Origin of the sequence: Sphaerisporangium melleum (assembly GCF_014646695.1) — a bacterium.
In the GTDB taxonomy this organism is placed as follows: domain Bacteria; phylum Actinomycetota; class Actinomycetes; order Streptosporangiales; family Streptosporangiaceae; genus Sphaerisporangium; species Sphaerisporangium melleum.
On record NZ_BMNT01000056.1, the window covers coordinates 3211 to 23852 of the forward strand.

The 20642-nt window shown below is 72.2% G+C and carries 21 protein-coding genes and 1 pseudogene; 13 read left to right on the forward strand and 9 right to left on the reverse strand.

Translation table 11 applies throughout. From position 1 onward, the window contains the following. Positions 1-511: pseudogene (locus IEY93_RS38900) on the forward strand (trypsin-like serine peptidase); the annotation flags it as partial. Positions 512-584: 73 nt separating this feature from the next. On the opposite strand, the gene IEY93_RS33880 reads toward IEY93_RS38900, so the two are convergent. Both IEY93_RS33880 and IEY93_RS33885 read right to left on the reverse strand, forming a co-directional pair. Next, positions 585-1946: an NsdA family TPR-like regulatory protein gene (locus IEY93_RS33880; RefSeq protein WP_189167260.1), complete on the reverse strand. Its 1362-nt coding sequence runs from the start codon at positions 1944-1946 to the stop codon at positions 585-587. A 465-nt stretch (positions 1947-2411) separates the two neighbouring features. Beyond that, positions 2412-3542, reverse strand: coding sequence for an NAD(P)-dependent malic enzyme (locus IEY93_RS33885; protein WP_189167295.1), 1131 nt, complete (start codon positions 3540-3542; stop codon positions 2412-2414). Between the two features lie 445 nt (positions 3543-3987). Between IEY93_RS33885 and IEY93_RS33890 the strand changes: the two genes are divergently transcribed. Then, the gene (locus tag IEY93_RS33890) at positions 3988-4530 is read left to right on the forward strand and encodes a CGNR zinc finger domain-containing protein (protein WP_189167261.1); all 543 of its coding nucleotides are present in this window, start codon (positions 3988-3990) and stop codon (positions 4528-4530) included. Positions 4531-4545: 15 nt separating this feature from the next. Here the strand turns inward: IEY93_RS33890 and IEY93_RS33895 are convergent, their stop codons facing one another. Next, positions 4546-4956 (reverse strand): S24 family peptidase, encoded by a 411-nt coding sequence (locus IEY93_RS33895; protein ID WP_307837618.1) that lies wholly within the window; start codon positions 4954-4956, stop codon positions 4546-4548. Here IEY93_RS33895 and sodN point away from each other — a divergent pair. From sodN to IEY93_RS33910, 3 genes are all read left to right on the forward strand, one after another. Then, entirely contained in the window at positions 4947-5348 is a 402-nt protein-coding gene (gene sodN / locus IEY93_RS33900; protein WP_189167263.1) for a superoxide dismutase, Ni, read from the forward strand. The genes IEY93_RS33895 and sodN overlap by 10 nt on opposite strands. A 230-nt stretch (positions 5349-5578) precedes the next feature. Next, positions 5579-6016 (forward strand): ATP-binding protein, encoded by a 438-nt coding sequence (locus tag IEY93_RS33905; RefSeq protein WP_189167264.1) that lies wholly within the window; start codon positions 5579-5581, stop codon positions 6014-6016. After that, positions 6013-6813: an RNA polymerase sigma factor SigF gene (locus IEY93_RS33910; protein ID WP_189167265.1), complete on the forward strand. Its 801-nt coding sequence runs from the start codon at positions 6013-6015 to the stop codon at positions 6811-6813. Before IEY93_RS33905 ends, IEY93_RS33910 begins: the two co-directional genes overlap by 4 nt. Before the next feature lie 50 nt (positions 6814-6863). Here IEY93_RS33910 and IEY93_RS33915 read toward each other — a convergent pair whose 3' ends face one another. Then, positions 6864-7241, reverse strand: a complete 378-nt coding sequence (locus tag IEY93_RS33915) for a hypothetical protein (RefSeq protein WP_189167266.1) — start codon at positions 7239-7241, stop codon at positions 6864-6866. Positions 7242-7298: 57 nt separating this feature from the next. On the opposite strand from IEY93_RS33915, the gene IEY93_RS33920 reads away from it, so the two are divergent. Together IEY93_RS33920 and IEY93_RS33925 are read left to right on the forward strand one after the other, a co-directional pair. Next, a complete protein-coding gene (locus IEY93_RS33920; protein WP_189167267.1) occupies positions 7299-8288 on the forward strand; it encodes a diacylglycerol/lipid kinase family protein in 990 nt (329 codons plus the stop codon). Positions 8289-8578: 290 nt separating this feature from the next. Continuing rightward, complete coding sequence (locus tag IEY93_RS33925; RefSeq protein ID WP_189167268.1) at positions 8579-8833, forward strand: WhiB family transcriptional regulator; 255 nt, start codon at positions 8579-8581, stop codon at positions 8831-8833. Positions 8834-9046: 213 nt separating this feature from the next. Here the strand turns inward: IEY93_RS33925 and IEY93_RS33930 are convergent, their stop codons facing one another. Beyond that, on the reverse strand, positions 9047-10504 hold the full coding sequence (locus tag IEY93_RS33930; protein ID WP_189167269.1) for a GAF domain-containing sensor histidine kinase: 1458 nt from the start codon (positions 10502-10504) through the stop codon (positions 9047-9049). Between the two features lie 112 nt (positions 10505-10616). Between IEY93_RS33930 and IEY93_RS33935 the strand changes: the two genes are divergently transcribed. From IEY93_RS33935 to IEY93_RS33955, 5 genes are all read left to right on the forward strand, one after another. Then, a complete protein-coding gene (locus tag IEY93_RS33935; protein WP_229691702.1) occupies positions 10617-11807 on the forward strand; it encodes an 8-amino-7-oxononanoate synthase in 1191 nt (396 codons plus the stop codon). Further along, a complete protein-coding gene (locus tag IEY93_RS33940) occupies positions 11804-12538 on the forward strand; it encodes a GntR family transcriptional regulator (RefSeq protein WP_189167270.1) in 735 nt (244 codons plus the stop codon). Before IEY93_RS33935 ends, IEY93_RS33940 begins: the two co-directional genes overlap by 4 nt. A 10-nt stretch (positions 12539-12548) precedes the next feature. Continuing rightward, positions 12549-13265 carry a dethiobiotin synthase gene (bioD, locus tag IEY93_RS33945; protein WP_189167271.1) on the forward strand — a complete coding sequence of 239 codons (717 nt, stop codon included), beginning with the start codon at positions 12549-12551 and terminating at the stop codon, positions 13263-13265. 29 nt (positions 13266-13294) lie between these two features. After that, positions 13295-14311 carry a biotin synthase BioB gene (bioB, locus tag IEY93_RS33950; protein ID WP_189167272.1) on the forward strand — a complete coding sequence of 339 codons (1017 nt, stop codon included), beginning with the start codon at positions 13295-13297 and terminating at the stop codon, positions 14309-14311. A 97-nt stretch (positions 14312-14408) separates the two neighbouring features. Continuing rightward, positions 14409-16055 (forward strand): acetolactate synthase, encoded by a 1647-nt coding sequence (locus IEY93_RS33955; protein ID WP_189167273.1) that lies wholly within the window; start codon positions 14409-14411, stop codon positions 16053-16055. A 177-nt stretch (positions 16056-16232) separates the two neighbouring features. Here the strand turns inward: IEY93_RS33955 and IEY93_RS38905 are convergent, their stop codons facing one another. After that, positions 16233-18059 (reverse strand): serine/threonine protein kinase, encoded by a 1827-nt coding sequence (locus IEY93_RS38905; RefSeq protein WP_203969050.1) that lies wholly within the window; start codon positions 18057-18059, stop codon positions 16233-16235. A 131-nt stretch (positions 18060-18190) separates the two neighbouring features. Beyond that, entirely contained in the window at positions 18191-18391 is a 201-nt protein-coding gene (gene bsaP, locus IEY93_RS39950) for a biotin synthase auxiliary protein BsaP (protein ID WP_443728981.1), read from the reverse strand. 140 nt (positions 18392-18531) lie between these two features. On the opposite strand from bsaP, the gene IEY93_RS33965 reads away from it, so the two are divergent. Next, the gene (locus IEY93_RS33965) at positions 18532-18912 is read left to right on the forward strand and encodes a thioesterase family protein (RefSeq protein ID WP_189167274.1); all 381 of its coding nucleotides are present in this window, start codon (positions 18532-18534) and stop codon (positions 18910-18912) included. 43 nt (positions 18913-18955) lie between these two features. Here the strand turns inward: IEY93_RS33965 and IEY93_RS33970 are convergent, their stop codons facing one another. Further along, positions 18956-19168 carry a biotin/lipoyl-binding carrier protein gene (locus IEY93_RS33970; RefSeq protein ID WP_189167275.1) on the reverse strand — a complete coding sequence of 71 codons (213 nt, stop codon included), beginning with the start codon at positions 19166-19168 and terminating at the stop codon, positions 18956-18958. Positions 19169-19283: 115 nt separating this feature from the next. Beyond that, a complete protein-coding gene (locus tag IEY93_RS33975; protein ID WP_189167276.1) occupies positions 19284-20633 on the reverse strand; it encodes an acetyl-CoA carboxylase biotin carboxylase subunit in 1350 nt (449 codons plus the stop codon). Between the last annotated feature and the right edge of the window lie 9 nt (positions 20634-20642).

The following is a 20642-nucleotide window of genomic DNA, read 5'->3' on the forward strand; positions in this document are numbered from 1 at the left end:
CCACTACGACTTCGCCGTCTACGAGGACTACGACAGCGACTACGCCTTCGTCACGGTCTACAACGGCATCGACGCGCGTACCTGGAAGGACCGCGGCCGCCTGGGCGACAACGTCGGTGGCCAGGGCTTCGCCTGGAACCAGAAGGTCGGCCAGCCGGTCTATGCGTTCGGCTACCCCGCCGGCCCGCACCCCGACGGTGACAAGCCGTTCACCGGTGTCACGCCGAAGTGGTGCTACGGCACGACCAAGCCCGCGGGCGTCACCGCCCGCTACAAGGCCGAGGCGCAGATCGCGCTGAAGTGCTCCATGACCGCCGGCTCGGCGGGCGCGCCGTGGATCGCGAAGTACAGCAGCACCAAGCGGCTCGGATACCTCAACGGTGTCACCAGCCTGATCGGCGACGCCGACGGCAACGGCCGGTTCGACTTCAGCACCTCGCCGTACTTCGACAGCGAGACGTACTCGGTCTACCGCAAGGCCGCCAACCTCTGGTCCGGTTCCATCCGCTGAGCCAGACCGCGATGAGCACCACCGGCCGGCCCGGTCCCAGGACTCTGGGGCCGGGCCGGCCGCGTCGTGTCCGCTACGCCGCGGGCGCGAGGTCACGGCTGCGGCGCACCAGCGCGGCCACCTCGGGCTCGCCGCTGAGCGGCGCGAGGTGGCGGCGCAGGTCGGCGACGTAGGAGCGCGTACGCGCCGACTGCAGCCCCTCGGCGAGGTCGAGCGCCGCGCCGCCGACGTGGCACGCCTGCTCGGCGTCCCCGCACAGGGCGTGCGCGGAGGCCAGCAGGGACAGGTTGAACATGCGGCCCCGCACGAACCGGCCGTCCATGTCGAGCGAACGCCGCGCGTACCGCACGGCCTGCCGCCCCTCCCCGAGGTCCCGGAAGCAGTGGGCGTACTTGGCGGCGAGGTAGGCCTCGTCGAAGTAGCGGATCCACTCGGGCTCCTCGCCGGGACGGCGCCGGTCGAAGGCCAGATCGGCCTCGTGCAGCGCGAGGGCGCACGCCGCGCCGTCGGCCAGCCGGGCGTGGGCGTGCGCCTCCAGGACGTACGCCTCGGCCAGCAGGGAGGGAACCGACGCCTGCCGGGCGGACGCCTGAGCCGCCCGCGCCAGGTCGAGCGCGTGCCGGGGGCGGCCGATGTAGATGGCCTGGTGCGCCATGCCGGCGAGGATCTCGCCGCCGAAGCCGTGGTCGCCCGCGCCGCGTGCCAGACCGAGCGCCTGGATGAGGTAGCGCTGGGCCGGCCCGTGCTGCTCCAGGTCGTAGGCCATCCACCCGGCCAGCCTGGTGGCCTCGGCCGCGGCCGAGGCGAGGGCCCGGCCGGTGGCCTCGCCGTAACCGCCGTCCCTGAGCAGGGGCGTCACCGCCGAGTCCAGGTAGCGGACGATCGCCGGGCGCACCCGGCCGCCGCCGAAACGGTTGTCCAGCTCGCCGAACGAGCGGGTGACCTCGCGGATCGCGGCGATGTCCTGCGCGCCGACCTTGCGCCCCCCGGAGGCCTGCGGCCCATCCCCGGCGGGAGAGGTGAGCCATCGCAGGGCCCCTGTGGAGCCCGCTCCGACGGCGAAGGCGGAGTCGAGCAGGAACCTGCGCCGCTGCATGTCCGCCCTCCATAGTGCTGTCACTGTCGCGACACCCTCCTGCCACGTGTGTGGGAACTCCTGACCGAGGTCGAGGGGCGTGGCTCCCCCCGCCATTCCGAGGTCCTCCGAGGTGACGGGCCGGCCGAGCCGCAACGCGAAGATCTCCGCGAGCAGCGCCGGCACCGGGTCGCGCGGTCGCTGGCCGTCGATCCAGCGCGACACCGAACTGTGGTCATAGGTGAGGGCGGCCAGGCCCCGTGCGGCTCCGAGGTCGTTGAGCCTGCGGGCCAGCTCCTTGTGGGAGAAGCCGGCCTCGCCGATGAGGTGCCGGAAAAGGATGTTGGGCTCGCGTCGCATCGCTCTTTCCCCAAGGAGGATTGCGGCGGATCGGTCGTCGCACTCCGCCCGCGAGCCCCCTGGCGCGTACGCGGGTTTCGTGCACGCCGTCATCCGGCCTGTAACGGAGGGTTCTTGTTATAGCACGATGCGTGACTCCGTACGGGAAATCCCGAGACTTGACCACAGGAGCGATACCTGATGACGAAGACACGGCATTTCACCGGGATGTCCGCGGGACGCGTGAAGGCGGCCCGGGAGAGCACTCAGGTACGCCAAAGGGCGCCAGGCGCCGCGGAGATCCGCGGGCCTGGCGCCCTGAAATGAACGAACCGCTCGGCGGTCCGGGCGTGCGCCGGTGGAGGTCACCGGCCTTCGATCACGCCGGATGCCGCTGTACCGGCGATCCGGGTGCGGCGGTGACGCGCCGGGCCGACGGTCGTGACGCGGTCGGGTGGACGGACGATGCGCCCCGTAGGGCGACGGTCACCTGCGGGCCACGCCGTCGAGGCGGGCCTGGTCGGCGACGGCCCGGGTGACGGCGGGGGCGACGCGCGCGTCGAACGGGCTGGGGATGACGTAGTCCTCCGACAGCTCCTCGGCCACCACGGTCGCGAGGGCGTCCGCGGCCGCGACCTTCATGTTCTCGGTGATCGTGGTGGCACGGACGTCGAGGGCGCCACGGAAGACCCCGGGGAAGGCCAGCACGTTGTTGATCTGGTTCGGGAAGTCGGACCTGCCGGTGGCGACCACACGGGCGTGCCGGCGGGCGACCTCGGGGAGCACCTCGGGCGTCGGGTTGGACAGCGCGAAGACGATCGCGTCGTCCGCCATGGCGGCCAGGGCGTCCTCGGCCAGGGTGGAGCCGGACAGGCCGATGAAGACGTCGGCGCCGGCCAGGGCCTCCTCGGTGGAGCCGGTGTGACCGGCGCGGTTGGTGTCCCTGGCGAGGGCCTCCTTGTAGGAGTTCAGCCCTTCACGGCCCTGGTAGATCATGCCCTTGGAGTCGGAGACGGCGATGTCGCCGATGCCGGCGCCGAGCAGGATGCGGGTCACGGCGACTCCGGAGGCGCCGGCGCCGGCCACCACGGCCCGCAGGTCGCCGAGGGAGCGCCCGGTGAGGCGGGCGGCGTTGCGCAGGGCGGCCAGCACCACGATGGCGGTGCCGTGCTGGTCGTCGTGGAAGACCGGGATGTCCAGGACCGCCCGCAGGCGGTCCTCCACCTCGAAGCAGCGAGGGGCGCTGATGTCCTCGAGGTTCACGCCGCCGAACGAGGGGGCGAGCCGGGTGACGGTCTCCACCAGAGCGTCGACGTCGGTGCAGTCGAGGCAGATGGGCACGGCGTCGACGTTGCCGAACTCTTTGAACAGCAGTGCCTTGCCCTCCATCACCGGCATGGCGGCGGAGGGGCCGATGTCGCCCAGGCCGAGGACGGCGGTGCCGTCGGAGACGACGGCCACGACGTTGGACACCCAGGTGTACTCGGCGGCCAGCTCGTGCTGGTCGGCGATGGCGGTGCAGACCTTGGCGACGCCCGGCGTGTAGGCGAGCGAGAGGTCCGCGGCGTCGCGGACCGGGATGGTGGAGCGGACCTCGAGCTTGCCGCCGCGGTGCATGGCGAAAGCGGGATCGAGGTCGAGCGTTTCGAGTGAAGCGGAGAACGGCGTGACTGCCACAGCGACCCCTGTGTCTCGCGGACGGATTCCTTCGGTAGACGCCGCAGGCGAACGAAGGCCCAGGCTTCTGTAGCCGCCCGGCGGCCGTCGTCGTTGACGGTCGTCTGGTGAGGGGTACGGGGGTCACCCGTCGCTCGATTGTGCCACAGGTCGAGACGGCCGCTGGGCCCGACGGAGCCACGGATCCGAACACCGGGGCCGGCCCCGAAACACCTCGAACCGGATATATGCCCACTTATCCCTCTGTCTTCGACTCATACCCGGTGCCACCGGCCGCGACTCCCCCCACATCCGGCACCCGGTTCCCTGCCAGAAAGAACCGGCCGCCTTTCCGTGGACGTGTAATACTCGACATGCCCGACCGACTCTTACCGGGAGGCTGACCGTGGACCTGACCTCCTACGCCGAGCTCGCGGTGCTCCTGGTCAACGCCGCCGAGGCCCTGGACTCCCTGGAGGGCACCCGGCGGCTGCTGACCGAGGCGGGGCGCGGCGACCAGGCCGCCCGGCTCACCCGGGCGGACCTCGCCATCCTGCGTGAGCTGCGGCGCGAGCTCGCCGCGGTCTTCGCCGCGGCGGCCGGCCGCGACGAGGACGCCGCCGTCGGCCGGCTGAACGCCCTGCTGGTCCGGCACCCGGTGCGCCCGCAGATCTCCGGCCACGACGGGCAGGGCTGGCACCTGCACCTCACCGAGGACGGGCGGCCGTGCGAGGAGTACGCCGCGGGCGCCGTCATGGGACTGACCGCCCTGGTCACCGAGCTGGGCGTCGACCGGCTCGGCCTGTGCCGCGCGGCGGGCTGCCACCGCGCCTACCTCGACACCTCCTCCAACCGGTCCCGCCGCTACTGCTCCGAGCGGTGCGCGACCCGCGCGAACGTGGCGGCCTACCGCGCGCGCCGCCGCACGCTGAGCGGCCACTCGTCCTGAACCCAGGGCGGCCGGTCAGCGCGGGCGCGGGGTTCCGCGCGGCGGCCAGTAGCGCAGCACGACCCGGCCGACCAGCAGGGAGGCCGGCACCGCCCCGAAGTCCCAGCTGTCCCTGCGTCCGGGCGCGCGCTGGTTCTCGCTCTCCAGCCACCAGCCGTCGCCGTCCCGCCACGCCGCCCGTTTCACGATCATCTGCGCCGGATCGGCGGGCAGCCGCGCGACCACCAGGTCACCGGGCCGCACGCGCGCGCCGCGCCGGACGACGAGCCAGTCCCCCGGCCGCAGGACGGGCAGCATCGACTCACCCTCGACGCGTACCCTCATGAACCACATCCCCCTCCGCCCCAAGGGAATCAAGGCGAGTAAGTTGGGACCCGGACAGTGCTGTCTGGTATCAGCATCTAGGAAGGAAACCGATGCTCGCACGACTGTTGCGGCCCGGCCATGTCGCCTCCGCGCACTGCGACCTCCCCTGCGGCGTCTACGACCCGGCTCAGGCCCGCATCGAGGCGCAGTCCGTCAAGGCGATCATGGAGAAGTACGCCGACAACGACGACCCGGTGTTCCGTGCTCGCGCTCTGACGATCAAGGAGGAGCGGGCCGAGCTGGTCAAGCACCACCTGTGGGTGCTGTGGACCGACTACTTCAAGCCCCCGCACCTCGAGCAGTACCCGCAGCTCCACCAGCTCTTCTGGGAGGCGACCAAGCTCGCCGGCGCCGCGGGCGCCAAGGGCACGGTCGACGTGGGCAAGGCCGAGGACCTTCTGGGGAAGATCGACGAGATTTCGAAGATCTTCTGGGAGACCAAGGCCGCCTGAGGCGGGCGACGCCGTTGTCTGGCCTCGCGCGGTGCTCATCGCGCGAGGCCAGCGGCTTTCCACGCCTTCGTCCACCACACCAGGGCACCGGTATGCCAAGGATCGGGCAGCGGGACGTCAGGTGAACGGGCCGCATTTCCACAAGATCACGACTATCGGCGCGTCCCAGTCCTGCAGCATCGGGCACGGGGCGGTAAGTTGCTAATCAGCAGCTCTGTGCGAGGAGGAACGTGACCGACGAGACAGCGACGCGCGCGGACGACATCCCTGACGGCCTCTCGGGGATCCGCGATGCCGTCAGTGTGCGACTGCCTGCAGCCAGCGCATATCTGTCCGTGCTCCGCACGGCCACCGCGGGGCTGGCGGCACGGCTCGACTTCACGCTGGACGAGATCGAAGATCTCCGCATCGCGGTCGACGAGGCCTGCGCCATGCTGCTGGGCCACGCCGTGCCCGGCACCGACCTGCTGGCCGAGTTCGAGCTGACCGGCCAAGAGATGATCGTGCGGGTCGAGGTGAGCACCGTCGGGCAGTCCGAGCCCAAGCGCGACGACTTCGCGTGGATGGTGCTGACCGCGCTCGCCGACGACGTTGACGCCGTGACCGACTCCCCCGACCGCATGGCGATCGTGCTGCGCAAGCGCCGAGGTTCTGCGAGGCTGTCGTGACGGAGAAGACCCGCGCCGTGACCGGCACCGAAGGGGCAGTGCCCGACCGGGTGCGGGCCCGTGGCCTGTTCGGCGAGCTGGCGGAGCTGCCGCCGGACGATCCGCGCCGGCAGCGCATCCGCGACGAGCTCGTCGAGCTGCACCTGCCGCTGGTCGAATACCTCGCCCGGCGGTTCCGCAACCGGGGCGAGTGGCTCGACGACCTGACACAGGTCGCCACCATCGGCCTGATCAAGTCGATCGACCGGTTCGACCTCGACCGGGGCGTCGAGTTCTCCACGTACGCCACGCCGACCATCGTCGGCGAGATCAAGCGGCACTTCCGGGACAAGGGCTGGGCGGTGCGGGTGCCGCGCCGCCTGCAGGAGCTCAAGCTCTCGCTGACCAAGGCGATAAGCGAGCTGTCCCAGCGTCAGGGCCGGGCCCCGACGGTGGCCGAGCTGGCCGCGCACCTGCAGATGTCGGAGGAGGAGGTGCTGGAGGGCCTGGAGTCCGCCAACGCCTACTCCACGGTGTCGCTGGACGCGCCCGACTCCGGCGACGACGACGCGCCCGCGGTGTCCGACTCGCTCGGCATCGTGGACGAGTCCCTGGAGGGCGTCGAGTACCGCGAGTCACTGAAACCGCTGCTCGAACGCCTGCCGCCACGGGAGAAGCGCATCCTGCTGCTGCGGTTCTTCGGCAACATGACCCAGTCGCAGATCGCCACCGAGCTCGGCATCTCCCAGATGCACGTCTCGCGCCTGCTGGCCCGCACACTGGCGCAGCTGCGCGAGGGTCTCACCGCCGAAGACTGACGGCGCCGACCGGTCCGTGCGGACGGCGCGGGCCGCTGCGTGCGGACCGGTCACTGCTCGATCATGGCGCGCGTGGTGGCGGGCGCCAGCAGCACGGCCAGGCCCGCCAGCGCGGCCAGGGCGAGGAGCACCCCGATGACCACCTGCCCCGACTGCACGAGCGAGACGGCCACCGGCAGGGCGAATATCTGCGTGACCACGCCGGGCGCCCGGCTCCACCGGGCCGCCCGCAGCGCGCCTCTGGCGACCCAGAGCAGCGCGGCGCCGGCCACGATGCCGAAGATCCCGACGAACACCGAGCTGGTCACGTCGGCCGGGGCTCCGACGAGCGTCTCCACGGCGACGTAGCCGCCGAGCACCAGGGCGACGGCGCCCTCGACGGCGAGGATGACGGCGGCCACGATCAGGGTCACCGGACGGTTCGACATATCGGGTCACCCTACTTCACGGGGGTGGCGGGTCCCGCGGTGGCTACTCTGGTCGGCATGCGCGCACTCCTCCTGGTCAACCCCATGGCGACCTCGACCAACCGCCGCACGAGGGACGTCATCATCCGGGCCCTCGGCGCGGCCGTCGATCTGACCGTGGAGGAGACCGGCTACCGCGGCCACGGGACGCTGCTCGCGGCCACCGCACGGGAGAAGGGCTACGACGTCGTCGCGGTGCTGGGCGGCGACGGGACGATCAACGAGGCGGTCAACGGCATGGTGCGCGGGGAGCGGCCGGCGCCGGCGCTGATCGTGATCCCCGGCGGCAGCGCCAACGTCTTCGCCCGCTCCCTGGGGCTGCCCAACAACGCGGTGGAGGCGACCGGTGCGGTGCTGGAGGCGCTGCGCGAGGGCCGGCGCCGCCCGGTCGGGCTCGGACAGGCCATCTGGGCGGACGGCGATCTCGACGACCAGCCGGTGGGCGACGAGGCCGAGCCGGAGCACCATCAGGGCCGGCACAGCCGATACTTCACGTTCTGCGCCGGCCTGGGGTTCGACGCCGAGGTCATCCGCGCCGTCGAGGGACTGCGCAGCGCGGGGTACAAGGCGTCTCCGGCCCGTTATATCCACACGATGCTGCGGCACTATCTCATCACCGACCGCCGCCATCCCGCGCTGCGCCTGGAACGCCCGCGGCAGCGGCCGCTGGACGGCCTGCTGCTGGCGATCATCTCCAACACCTCGCCGTGGACCTACGCGGGCAACCGGCCGATCACCCCGACTCCGTGGGCGGGGTTCGACACCGGCCTGGACATGCTGGGCCTGCGCCGCATGGGACCGGCGACGATGTTCGGGCTGACCCGGCAGATCGTCGGGGAGCGGGTCGGCCTGCCGCGCGGACGGCATTTCGTCCACCTGCACGACGAGGACGAGTTCACGCTGGTCGCCCGGCGGCCGATGGCCTTCCAGCTCGACGGCGACTACCTGGGGGAACGCGAGCGGGTGACCTTCCGCTCTATCCCATCGGCGTTACACGTGCTGGTCTAAGTCATTACAAGTCCGGCATGGTGTGATGCATCCGACAGCCATAACCGGCAAAACGTTTTCCCAAACCTCTTGCGTGACCTTGGCATGCCTGAAAAGCTCATCGTGACGTCGGAACGTAGGACGTTTGAGGCTTGACCGCTGCCTCCAAGGTCCTCGTCCTGGCATGAACACGCCCCGGCCCCCCACCCCTAGGCCCGGGTAAAAGTTCGCTCTAGTTAGTGAAATTGTTCACAAACATCCATCAGTCTCCTAACGGAGCCACCGGCTCCACCTACGAAGGAGTGGAACGCATGGACTGGCGCCACCGCGCTGCCTGCCGTGACGTGGACCCCGAGCTGTTCTTCCCGATCGGCAACACCGGCCCGGCACTCATGCAGATCGAAGAGGCCAAGCAGGTCTGCCGTGCCTGCCCGGTCAGCGAGCCGTGCCTGAAGTGGGCCATCGAGTCCGGTCAGGACGCCGGCGTGTGGGGTGGCCTGAGCGAGGACGAGCGCCGCGCCCTGAAGCGCCGCACCGCCCGCACCCGCGCCCGCGCGGGCGTCTGAGCCCCCGCGAACCGAGAAAGCGGCACGTTCCGCAAGCTCCGCGAACCAGGCGCATCGGCTCGGCGGCACGCTCCGCCGCTCAGCGCCACGACGAGCGACCTCGCATCTTCCCACCGCCCCAGCGTCGCGGCGAACGGAAGAGGGGTCCGCGAGAACCGACACGCCCGGCGTCGCCCCGCGCGATGACCGGGCGTCGCAGTGTCCGGGGCCCGCTCAGCCCTGCTGCATCGGAATGGTCACCGAGACCTCGGTGCCGCCGTCCTTGCCCGGCCGGACCGCCAGCCGCCCGGACAGCTCTCCGACCACCAGGGTGCGGACGATCTGCAGCCCCAGGCTGGTGGAGGAGTCGAGCTCGAACCCGTCGGGGAGCCCCTGCCCGTCGTCGGCGACGACGAGGTCCAACCGCTCCTCGGTGCGCGACACGCTCACCGTGACCGTCCCGCTGCCGTAGGAGAAGCCGTGCTGCACGGCGTTCTGCAGCAGCTCGGTCAGCACCATGGCCACCGGGGTGGCGATCATCGCGGGCAGCATGCCGAAGTTCCCCACGCGCCGCACCATCACGTTCGCCGCCGACACCTCGCCGGTCATCGCGATCACCCGGTCGGCGATGTCGTCGAAGTCGACGATCTCCTCCGGCGTGTGCGACAGCGTCTCGTGGACGATCGCTATGGAGCCGACCCGCCGCACCGCCTCCTCCAGCGCCTCACGTCCCTCCGGCACCCGCAGCCGCCGCGCCTGCAGGCGCAGCAGCGCGGCCACCGTCTGCAGGTTGTTCTTCACCCGATGGTGGATCTCCCGGATGGTGGCGTCCTTGGTGAGCAGCTCACGCTCGCGCCTGCGCAGCTCGGTCACGTCCCGCACCAGCACCAGGGCGCCGATGCGGCCGCCGCCGACGATGAGCGGGATCGCCCGTAGCTGCACCACGATGGCCCCCGTCTCCACCTCGGTCTCCCGGGGAGCCCGCCCGCTGGCCACCAGCATGAGGTCCTCGTTGATGGGCTCGCCCGAGTAGCACAGCGCGGCCGTCGTCTTGCCCAGCTCGGTGCCGACCAGGTCGGCGTGCAGCCCGAGCCGCCGGTAGGCCGACAGCGCGTTGGGCGAGGCGTAGGTGACCCTGCCCGCCCGGTCGAGCCGCAGCAGGCCGTCCCCGACCCGTGGGGAGCGCACCAGGACCGGCCCCTCCTCGGGGAAGGGGAAGCGGCCCTCGGCCACCATCTGCGCGAGGTCGGAGGCGCTCTGCAGATAGGTGAGCTCCAGGCGGGAGGGGGTGCGCGCGGAGGAGAGGTTGGTCGAGCGCTGGATGACCGCCACGAAGTGGTCGTCGCGGCGCACCGGGATGGTCTCTTCGCGGACCGGCACCCCGCTGGACCAGTCGGGGTCACCCTCCCGGCAGATGCGGTGCTCGCGCCAGGCGGTGTCGATCAGGGGACGCTCCCCGACGGCCACGATCGAGCCCACCACGTCGTCGTGGTAGACCGTCGGGCCGGTCGTCGGCCGCATCTGCGCCACGGCGACCCACGCGGACTCGTCCCGCAACGGGATCCACAGGATGAGGTCGGCGAAGGACAGGTCGGCGAGCAGCTGCCAGTCGGAGACCAGCGAATGCAGCCACTCCAGATCGGCGGGATCGCAGGTGGTGTGGCGGGCCACCAGTTCACTCAAGGTCGGCACCTGTGCATCATGCGTGCTAACCCCGGCTCGAAGCGAATCGTGGGTGTCCGTACTGGGAAGATTCAGTGAATGGGGCACACCGCAGTGCCCCGCGCACCCGATGGAGCGTCCGATGGACATGGCCACCGGCGGCGGCGACGCGCACCTGCCGCCCGTAGACCCCCTGGCCCGCCTGCGCGTGGCCGCGCAGGCCCGCGAAGCGGCCGGCCTGCGGCGGACCCTGCGCCCGCGCACTCCCGACCACGACGGCCTGATCGACCTGGCCTCCAACGACTACCTCGGCCTGTCCCGGGACGAGCGGCTGGTCGAGGCCGCCGTACGGGCCGCCCGCGAGTGGGGCGCGGGCTCCACCGGCTCCCGCCTGGTCACCGGGACGACGAGCCTGCACGCCGAGCTGGAGGACCGCCTGCGGGCCTTCACCGGCGCGGCGGGCGCCCTGGTGCTCTCCTCCGGCTACCTGGCCAACCTCGCCGCCGTCACCGCGCTCGGCGCGGGCGGGCTGGTGGTCAGCGACGCCGGCAACCACGCCTCGATCATCGACGGGTGCCGCCTGTCGCGGGCGCGCGTCACCGTCACCCCGCACAAGGACGTCGAGGCGGTGGAGAAGGCCCTGGCCGACCGGGACGAGGAGCACGCGCTGGTGGTCACCGACGCGGTGTTCTCCGTGGACGGCGACCTCGCGCCGCTGCGTGAGCTGCACGAGGCCGCGGTGCGGTACGGCGCCCTGCTGCTGGTGGACGAGGCGCACTCCATCGGCGTGGTGGGCGAGCGCGGGCAGGGGGCGGTGCACGCCGCCGGGCTCGCCGGTCACCCGTCGGTCGTGATGACCGTCACACTGTCCAAGGCCCTCGGTTCCCAGGGCGGAGCCGTGCTCGGCGCGCCCGAGGTGATGCGGGCGCTGGTGGACGCCGGGCGGCCGTTCATCTTCGACACCGGCCTCGCCCCCTCCTGTGCGGGGTCGGCCCTCGCCGCGCTTGATATCGTGAGCGACCATCCTGAACTGCCCGGACGGGCCAGACGGCACGCCTTGGCGCTGGCCGGCGCCGCCGCGGACCGCGGGCTCGGGGCCGTCGATCCGGCGGCGGCCGTCGTCCCGGTCGTGCTCGGCCCGCCTCAGGCCGCGCTCGCGGCCGCCGAGGTGTTCGCCGAGCACGGAGTGCGCGTTGGGTGCTTTCGCCCGCCCTCGGTGCCATCTGGCCGGTCTTGTCTGAGATTGACGGCACGCGCCAATCTGGGTTCGGATGATCTAGCGGTGATCGCGGGCGCGCTCACCGCGGTGGCCGAGATGAAGGTGAACGTGTGACGGACGACTCTCCCCGGATTCCCAAGTACTACGACGTCAAACGGAACTTGCTGGAACTCACCAAGTCACTGACCGCCGGGGCCGCACTACCACCCGAACGGGCACTCGCCGTGCGCTTCGAGACCTCCCGCACCACCGTCCGCCAGGCGCTCACCGAGCTGGTGATCGAGGGGCGGCTGCTGCGCATCCAGGGCAAGGGCACCTTCGTGGCCAAGCCGAAGGTCGCCCAGGTCCTCCAGCTCACCAGCTACACCGGCGACCTGCGCTCGGTCGGCCTGGAGCCGGACACCAAGATCCTGGACATCAGCTACATCACGGCCGACGAGGCGCTGGCCCGGCGGCTGCGCATCAACCCGGGCGGCCGCGTGCTGCGCATCCACCGGCTGCGGCTGGCCAACGGCGAGCCGATGTCGATCGACACCACCCACCTGTCCGCCCGGCGCTTCTCGCGGCTGCGGCGCGAACTGGAGATGCACTCCTCGCTGTACGAGACGCTGCACAACGCCTACAACGTCCAGCTCACCGACGCCGAGGAGGTCATCGAGACGGTGCTGGCGACCCCGTACGACGCGCAGGTGCTCGGCGTGGACGTGGGCCTGCCGATGCTGCTGCTCACCCGGCACGCCTTCGACGCCGAGGGCAACCCGGTCGAGTGGGCGCAGTCGCTGTACCGCGGCGACCGGTACAAGTTCGTGACCCGCCTGCACCGGCCGGCGCGACCGGGGTCCTAGGGTGGTGCCGGTGAGCGTCCTCGTGATCACCGGCACCGACACCGGCGTGGGCAAGACCGTCGTCACCGCGGCCGTCGCCGCCCTGGCGCTCGCCCGGGGGGCGAGCGTCGCGGTGGTCAAGCCCGCGCAGACCGGGGTGGCGGCCGGCGAGCCCGGCGACCTCGACGAGGTCATCCGGCTGTCCGGAGTGACCACGACCTTCGAGCTCGGCCGCTTCCCCGACCCGCTGTCGCCCGCCGCCGCGGCCCGCGCCGCCGGCCTCCCCCCGGTCTCCCTGCGATCCGCCGCCGAGCGCGTCGCCGAGCTGGCGGGCAGCCACCGGCTGGTGCTGGTGGAAGGCGCCGGCGGGCTGCTGGTGCGCTTCGACGAGGACGGCGCCACGATCGCCGACCTGGCGCGCGCACTGGGCGCCCCCGTCCTGGTCGTGGCGCGGGCCGGGCTCGGCACGCTCAACCACACCGCGCTCACCCTGGAGGCGCTCGCCGGCCGGGGTCTGGAGCCGGCCGGCGTGGTGATCGGCTCCTGGCCGGGCGAGCCGGGGCTCGCCGAGCGCAGCAACGTCGTCGATCTGGAGACCCTGGCCGCCCGGCCGCTCGCCGGGGCGCTGCCCGAGGGCGCCGGCGCGCTCGGCCGCGAGGCGTTCGCCGAAGCGGCCCATGACGGGCTCGGGCCCCTTCTCGGCGGGGGTTTCGACCCTTCGCGGTTCCGGGCAACCCTTAGTCTGTGACGCGAACCGACGAGGGAGCCGCAGAGCCGATGAGTGCCGCCGAGCCGACGAGCAACGACATACTCGACATCGCCCGAGTGCAGGTCCTGCAGGAGGGCCGCGGGCTCTCCGCCGAGCAGGCCCTGCGCTGTTTGGAGTTGCCCGACGAGCGCCTGCCCGACCTGCTGGCCCTCGCGCACGAGGTGCGCATGGCGTGGTGCGGCCCCGAGGTCGAGGTGGAGGGCATCATCTCCCTCAAGACCGGCGGCTGCCCGGAGGACTGCCACTTCTGCTCGCAGTCCGGCCAGTTCACCTCCCCCGTACGGTCGGTGTGGCTGGACATCCCCTCGCTGGTCGAGGCCGCCGTCGAGACGGCCGCCACCGGCGCCACCGAGTTCTGCATCGTCGCCGCGGTGCGCGGCCCCGACGAGCGGCTGATGAGCCAGGTGCGCGAGGGGGTCAAGGCCATCCGCGACGCCGTCGAGATCAACGTCGCCTGCTCGCTGGGCATGCTCACCCAGGAGCAGGTCGACGAGCTGGCCGAGATGGGCGTGCACCGCTACAACCACAACCTGGAGACCGCCCGCTCGCACTTCGGCAGCGTGGTCACCACCCACACCTGGGAAGAGCGCTGGCAGACCTGCGAGATGGTGCGCGAGGCCGGCATGGAGCTGTGCTGCGGCGGCATCATCGGCATGGGTGAGACCAGGGAGCAGCGCGCGGAGTTCGCCGCCCAGCTCGGCGCGCTGCGGCCCGACGAGGTGCCGCTGAACTTCCTCAACCCGCGCCCCGGCACGCCGTTCGCCTCCTACCCGCTGGTCGAGGGCCCCGAGGCGCTGAAGACCATCGCGACGTTCCGTCTGGCGCTGCCGCACACGATCCTGCGGTACGCGGGCGGCCGCGAGCTGACCCTCGGCGACCTCGGCACCCGCGAGGGCATGCTCGGCGGCATCAACGCGATCATCGTCGGCAACTACCTCACGACGCTGGGCCGTTCCCCCGAGCAGGACCTCGGCCTGCTGGCCGACCTGAAGATGCCGATCAAGGCGCTCTCGCAGGCCCTGTAGACCCCGGCACGGGGCCCGCCACCTGCGACGGGCCCCGATGACCGGCCGAGATGTGTCTCGCAGGATTGATCGCTGCGAGAACAGGTAAGTTCACGCCATGGAGTCTGCAAAGCACGCCGGCGACATCGCGGTCGCCGTCTCACGCGCTTACGGCGCCGAGGCCATGTTCACCTTGTCCGGAGGGCACGTCTTCCCGCTGTACGACGGCGCCGTACACGAGGGCATGCGCATCGTCGATGTGCGGCACGAGCAGAGCGCGGTGTTCGCCGCCGAGGCCACGGCCCGGCTGACCCGCCGCCCTGGCCTGGCCGTGCTCACCGCCGGGCCCGGCATCACCAACGGCGTCAGCGGCGTCGCCACCGCGCATTTCAACGGCTCTCCGGTGGTGGTGATGGGCGGCCGGGCCCCCGCCTCCCGCTGGGGGTCGGGCGCGCTGCAGGAGATGGACCACCCGCCGCTGTTCGAGACGATCACCAAGCTCGCGTTCACCGCGGGTGGTGCCGACACGATCGGCCAGGACGTCGAGATGGCCTTCCGCACGGCCGTCGCCCCGCACCGCGGGCCGGTGTTCCTGGACTTCTACATGGACCACCTGTTCTCGCCCTCGCCCGCCCACCAGGCCGAGACCATGACGCCGTCCCCGCTGGAGCCCGACGCGGACTCCCTGGCCACGATCGCCCGGCTCATCGCCGAGGCCGAGCGCCCGGTGCTCGTGCTCGGCTCCGACGTGTGGATGGACCGCGCCGAGGAGGCCGCCCGCGACTTCGCCGAGGCCCACCGCCTTCCGGTCATCCCCAACGGACAGGGCCGCGGCATCCTGCCGGCCGGGCACGAGCTGCTGGTCACCCGCGCCCGCGGCACCGCCTTCACCCAGGCCGACCTGGTCATCGTCGCCGGCACCCCGCTCGACTTCCGCCTCGGCTACGGCTTCTTCGGCGGCCGCGACGGCGCGCCGCTGGCCAAGGTCGTCCACCTGGCCGACGCCCCCTCTCAGCTCGCCACGCACATCGGCACGGCCGCCTCGGCTGCCGGTGACCTGTCCCTGCTGTTCTGGGGGCTCTCCACCGCCTGCGGCGAAGCCGGGGTGTCCCCGGAGAAGTACGCCGGGTGGGTGAGCACCCTGTCCGAGGCGTCCGCCGCGGCCATCGCCGGCGACGCCGAGCTGCTCACCTCCGACGCCGACCCGATCCACCCGATGCGCATCTACGGCGAGTTCAACCGCGTGCTGGACGACGACGCGGTGGTGATCGGCGACGGCGGCGACTTCGTGTCCTACGCCGGCAAGTACGTCGAGCCGCGCACCCCCGGCTGCTGGCTGGACCCCGGGCCGTACGGCTGCCTGGGCACCGGGCTCGGCTACGCGATCGCCGCCCGCATCGCCCGCCCGTCCTCGCAGGTCGTGCTGCTGCTCGGCGACGGCGCCGCGGGGTTCTCCCTGATGGACGTCGACACGCTGGTGCGGCACAACCTGCCGGTCGTCATGATCTGCGGCAACAACGGCATGTGGGGGCTGGAGAAGCACCCCATGCAGATGCTCTACGGGTACGACGTGGCCGCCGAGCTGCGGCCGCAGACGCGGTACGACCAGGTCGTCACCGCGCTCGGCGGCGGCGGCGAGCTGGTGACCTCGCCCAAGGAGATCGGCCCCGCGCTGCGCCGGGCCTTCGACTCCGGCGTGCCGTACCTGGTGAACATCGCCACCGACCCGCAGATCGCCTACCCCCGCGCCACCACCGGCATCTGACCCGCGCCCGCCGACCGGCGTCTCCGGGCACCGGCCGGGCGGGGCCGACGCGGGAAGGCCGGGGCGGCGGGTTCGTCCCGGCCATCACCAAGCCCCGGCGGAGGTGCCGTGGCGGGGACGGCCGCGCCGCGTGGCCGGGACGCGGAGCCGTCCCGGCCACGGCCGGGCGATGCGAGGTCAGGAGATCCCGGTGGTGGTCGGGCTCGGAGTCGGGGTCGGCGTCTCGCTCGGCTCGCCGCACGAGACGACCTGCTCCACGATGATGGTCACGGCGTGGTCCACCGGCCACGCCTTGCCGGCCGCCGGGGTCTGGTCGACGACGCGCATGCAGTCGAGCTCGCCCGCGTCGCCGCTGACGTCCACGGCGGCCTTGAACCCGGCGGCGCGCAGCCTGGCCACGGCGTTCGCCTGGGTCAGGTTGATCACCGGGGGCACGACCTTCTTGATCGCCGGCTCCTTGCTGACCGTCGGGGACGGCGACGGGGTGCGCGTCCGGGTGGGGGTCGGCGTGGGCGAGGCCTCGGGCTCGGTGGGCTCCGCGGCCGGCTCGGTCTCCTGTGTGCCCGCCACGGTGGGCGGCGTGCTCGGCCGGGGAGAGCGTGGTGGCTTCCTCGGGGGCTTGACCGGACTGGGGGTGACCGCCGGAGTCGGGACCTGATCGGCGGCCGAGGCTCTCCCGGTGCCGACGACCTGGTTGACCAGCACCGCGCCGCCCCCGCCGAGCACGGCGCCCGCGGCGATCACCGCCACGATGACGGTGACCCTGCTCCGCCCCGGCCGCGACGCGCCGCGGCGGCCCCGTGACCCGCGTGACCCGGGCGGGGGCGCGGCGGCCGTCGTGGTCTGCGCGGCCGCCGGGTGTCCCCCGGTCGGCGGCGGGTAGGCGCCGGTGGGCTGCTGCCCGTGCGCCCCGGTCAGATGCGCCTGCGTTCCGGTCTGAGGGGCCGGCGCCCCTGCCTGGGCGTACCCACCCGTCTGCGGGACGTACCCGCCGGTCTGCTGGGCCTGGCCGGGCATGATGTACGCCGGCGGCGGAGCGGACCCCGCACCGCCCTCCCAGCCCGGCTGGTTCATCCGCACCCCGGTCTCCGGGGAGGCGAGCTGATGGGGGTGCCCGGCCGGCCGGGCGGCGACCATGCCGGTCAGCCCGGACACCGCCGCGGAGGCACCCGTGTCGGCCCGCATGGCCTGCCGGGCCGCCATGCTCATCTCGGCCGCACTGCCCCAGCGACGCGCCGGGTCCTTCACCAGCGCGCGTTCGACGAGGTGCCGCACGGCAGGCGGCACGTCCGGCGGCAGCGGCGGCGGGTCTTCGCGGATGTGCTTGAGCGCGATCGTGACCGGGGTGTCCCCGTCGAACGGGCGGTACCCGGCCAGGCACTCGTAGGCCACCACGCCCAGCGCGTACAGGTCGACGGCCGGGGTGACCGGCTGCCCCTCGGCCTGCTCGGGAGCGCAGTAGGCCGCGGTGCCGAGCACCATGCCGGCGTCGGTGAGGCGGTGGCCCATGTCGGCGCGGGCGATGCCGAAGTCGGTGAGCACCAGCGTGCCGTCCGGGCGCACCAGCAGGTTGCCCGGCTTGACGTCGCGGTGCACGATGCCCCGGTCGTGCACCGCCTGCAGGGCCGAGGCGGCCTGGGCGATGAGCTCCATGGCCGGCTCGGGCCCGATGCGGGTGAGCCGGGTGAGCAGGCGGTCCAGCGGCTCGCCGTCGACGAACCGCATCACCAGGTAGGCCGTGGGACCGTCCCCCGGCACATCGCTGACCCCGTAGTCGTAGACGTCCACGACGCCGGGGTGGTTGATCGTCGCCATCGCGCGGGCCTCCCCCTGGAAGCGCGCGGCGAAGCCGGGGTCGTCGATGCGGCCGGGTAAAAGCACTTTCACGGCGACGGTGCGGGCCAGGACGGTGTCCTCGCCACGCCACACCTCGCCCATGCCACCGGCGCCGAGACGGACGTCCAACCGGTAACGTCCCGCCAGCGTGATCCCTTGGGCAACCATCTCTCCCCCGCTAACCCCAATCCGTGCGACCCGACGTCACCCCAGAGTTCTCCAACAAAGCGGATTTGTGTCGCGACCAGGTCACGCCGATATCACAAAACCCTGTGGCCCACCACGCGCGCCGGGGTGTTTCAGCACGTCGTGACGCCGTGTTCGACGCAACGGGCGGACCAGCCCCGCGGCGTCACCTGCACGACCAGCCGCCGTCGGCATGCCGGGCAGTAGCGAGGCGGTTCCATGACCCGTGCGGCACGGCATGCGGAATGATCCTCGTCTCCCGCGAGACGTCCGCAATGGTCGCAGTAAGGGCTCACGCCAAGAGCGTATTCCATCGTTCCCCGCCAAGGCCGCCAACCGGCGAAGGTGCCGCAAGACCGTGCGAAAACGGATGGCGCCGCCCCTGCGAGCCTCGCCACCCCCGGACCGCGTGAGACGGGGCCGGTACGGGACCAGCGCCGCTAGGCTGGGCCGCATGACGCTCGTCCCAGGTCTGCGCGCCGAGATCCTCATCATGGTCGAGCGGAGCGACACCGCGATCAAGGTCGGCAGCGGCGACGTCCCGGTGCTGGGCACGCCGCGGCTGCTGGCGGTCGCCGAGGCGGCCACCGTGCGCGTCGTCCACGACCGTCTCGCCCCCGGGCAGACCTCGGTGGGCACCAAGGTCACCCTGGAGCACCGCGCGGCGAGCCCGGTCGGGACGCACGTGCTGGTCGCCGCCGAGCTGGTCGAGGTGGACGGCCGGCGTCTGGTGTTCCAGGTCACCGCGAGCGAGCGCGAGCGAACGGTGGCGGTGGCCACCATCGAACGCGTCGTCGTGGACCGCGAGCGCTTCCTCGCGGGGCTCCGCGGCTGATCGCACCGGCCCGGTACGCCCCTCCGCGCCGGGCCGGACCGGTTCACTCGATGACCGCGATCAGGTCCCCCTCCTGGATGACGTCGCCCTCGGCGACCTTCAGCGCGGCGACGACGCCGGAGTCCTCGGCGATGACCGGGATCTCCATCTTCATCGACTCCAGGATGACCAGCGTGTCTCCCTCGTTGACGCTGTCCCCCTCGGCGACGACGACCTTCCACACGTTCGCCACCATCTCGGCATGTACTTCCGCCACCGGAACTCCCCTCAATCACTGATCAACTAGGTCAGAAGGCGGGCTGCGCCCATCGTCGCATCCCCAGGCCCGCTCGCGCTCCCCCACTCTGGCCGCCACAGGCGCACCACAGGCCTCACGAGCGCATGCGGGCCACGAGTCCGGTGTCGTAGTCGCCACTGGAGAACGCGGGATCGTCCAGCAGTTCCGCGCAGAAGGGCAGGTTCTGCTTGGGGCCCTCGATGCGGAACGCGGCCACGGCCGCGCGGGCACGGGTGAGCGCCTCGTCGCGGTCGGCGCCGTAGACGCACAGCTTGGCCATGAGCGGGTCGTAGAACGGGGTGACCGTGTTGCCCGCGACATAACCGGAGTCCAGGCGCACGCCGGGGCCGGACGGCTCCTCCCAGACGTCGATCTTGCCGGGGCCGGGGAAGAACCTCTTGGGGTCCTCGGCGTAGACGCGCAGCTCGATCGCGTGCCCGGCCGGCCGCACCTCGGTGAAGGAGGGCGGCTCTCCCGCCGCCACCCGGATCTGCTGCTCGACCAGGTCGATGCCGGTGACCAGCTCGGTCACCGGGTGCTCCACCTGCAGGCGGGTGTTCATCTCCAGGAACACGAAGTCCTGCCGGTCGGTGTCGACCAGGCACTCGACGGTGCCCGCGCCACGGAACCCGACGGTCTCGCCCGCGCGCACGGCCGCGGCGAGCATGCGCTCGCGCAGCTTCGGGGTCACACCCGGCGAAGGGGACTCCTCGACGACCTTCTGGTGGCGCCGCTGCACCGAGCAGTCGCGCTCGCCCAGCGCCAGCACCGTGCCGTCGGCCAGGCCGAGGATCTGCACCTCGACGTGGCGGGCACGCTCGATGTAGCGCTCGAGCAGGATGGCCGGGCCCGTGCCCTCGCCGCCCCCGCCGAAGCGCTCGGCCGCCCGCGTCGCGGTCTGGAACGCCTTGGCCAGCTCGTCGTCGTTCCGCGCGACGCCCATGCCGATGCCGCCACCGCCGCCGGCGGCCTTGACCATGACCGGGTAGCCGATCTCGGCGGCGGCGGCCAGCGCGCCCGGCAGGTCGGGCACCGGCTCGCGGGTGCCGGCGGCCACCGGCACCCCGGCGCTCTCCATCAGGTTACGCGCGTTGATCTTGTCGCCCATGCGCTCGATCGCCTCGGGCGACGGGCCGATCCAGGTGAGGCCCGCGTCGATGACCGCGCGGGCGAAGGCGGGGTTCTCGGCCAGGAAGCCGTACCCGGGGTGGACGGCCTGCGCGCCGGTGGCCCGGCACGCCTCGATCACTTTGGCGATGTCGAGGTAGCTCTGCGCCGGCGCGGCCGGGCCCAGCAGGTACGCCTCATCGGCCTCCCGGACGAAGGGCAGGTCGGCGTCGGCCTCGGAGTACACCGCGATCGCCCGCAGGCCCATCTCCTTCACCGTGCGGATGATCCGCCGCGCGATCTCGCCTCGGTTGGCCACCAGAATGCTCTCGAACACTTACCGCGC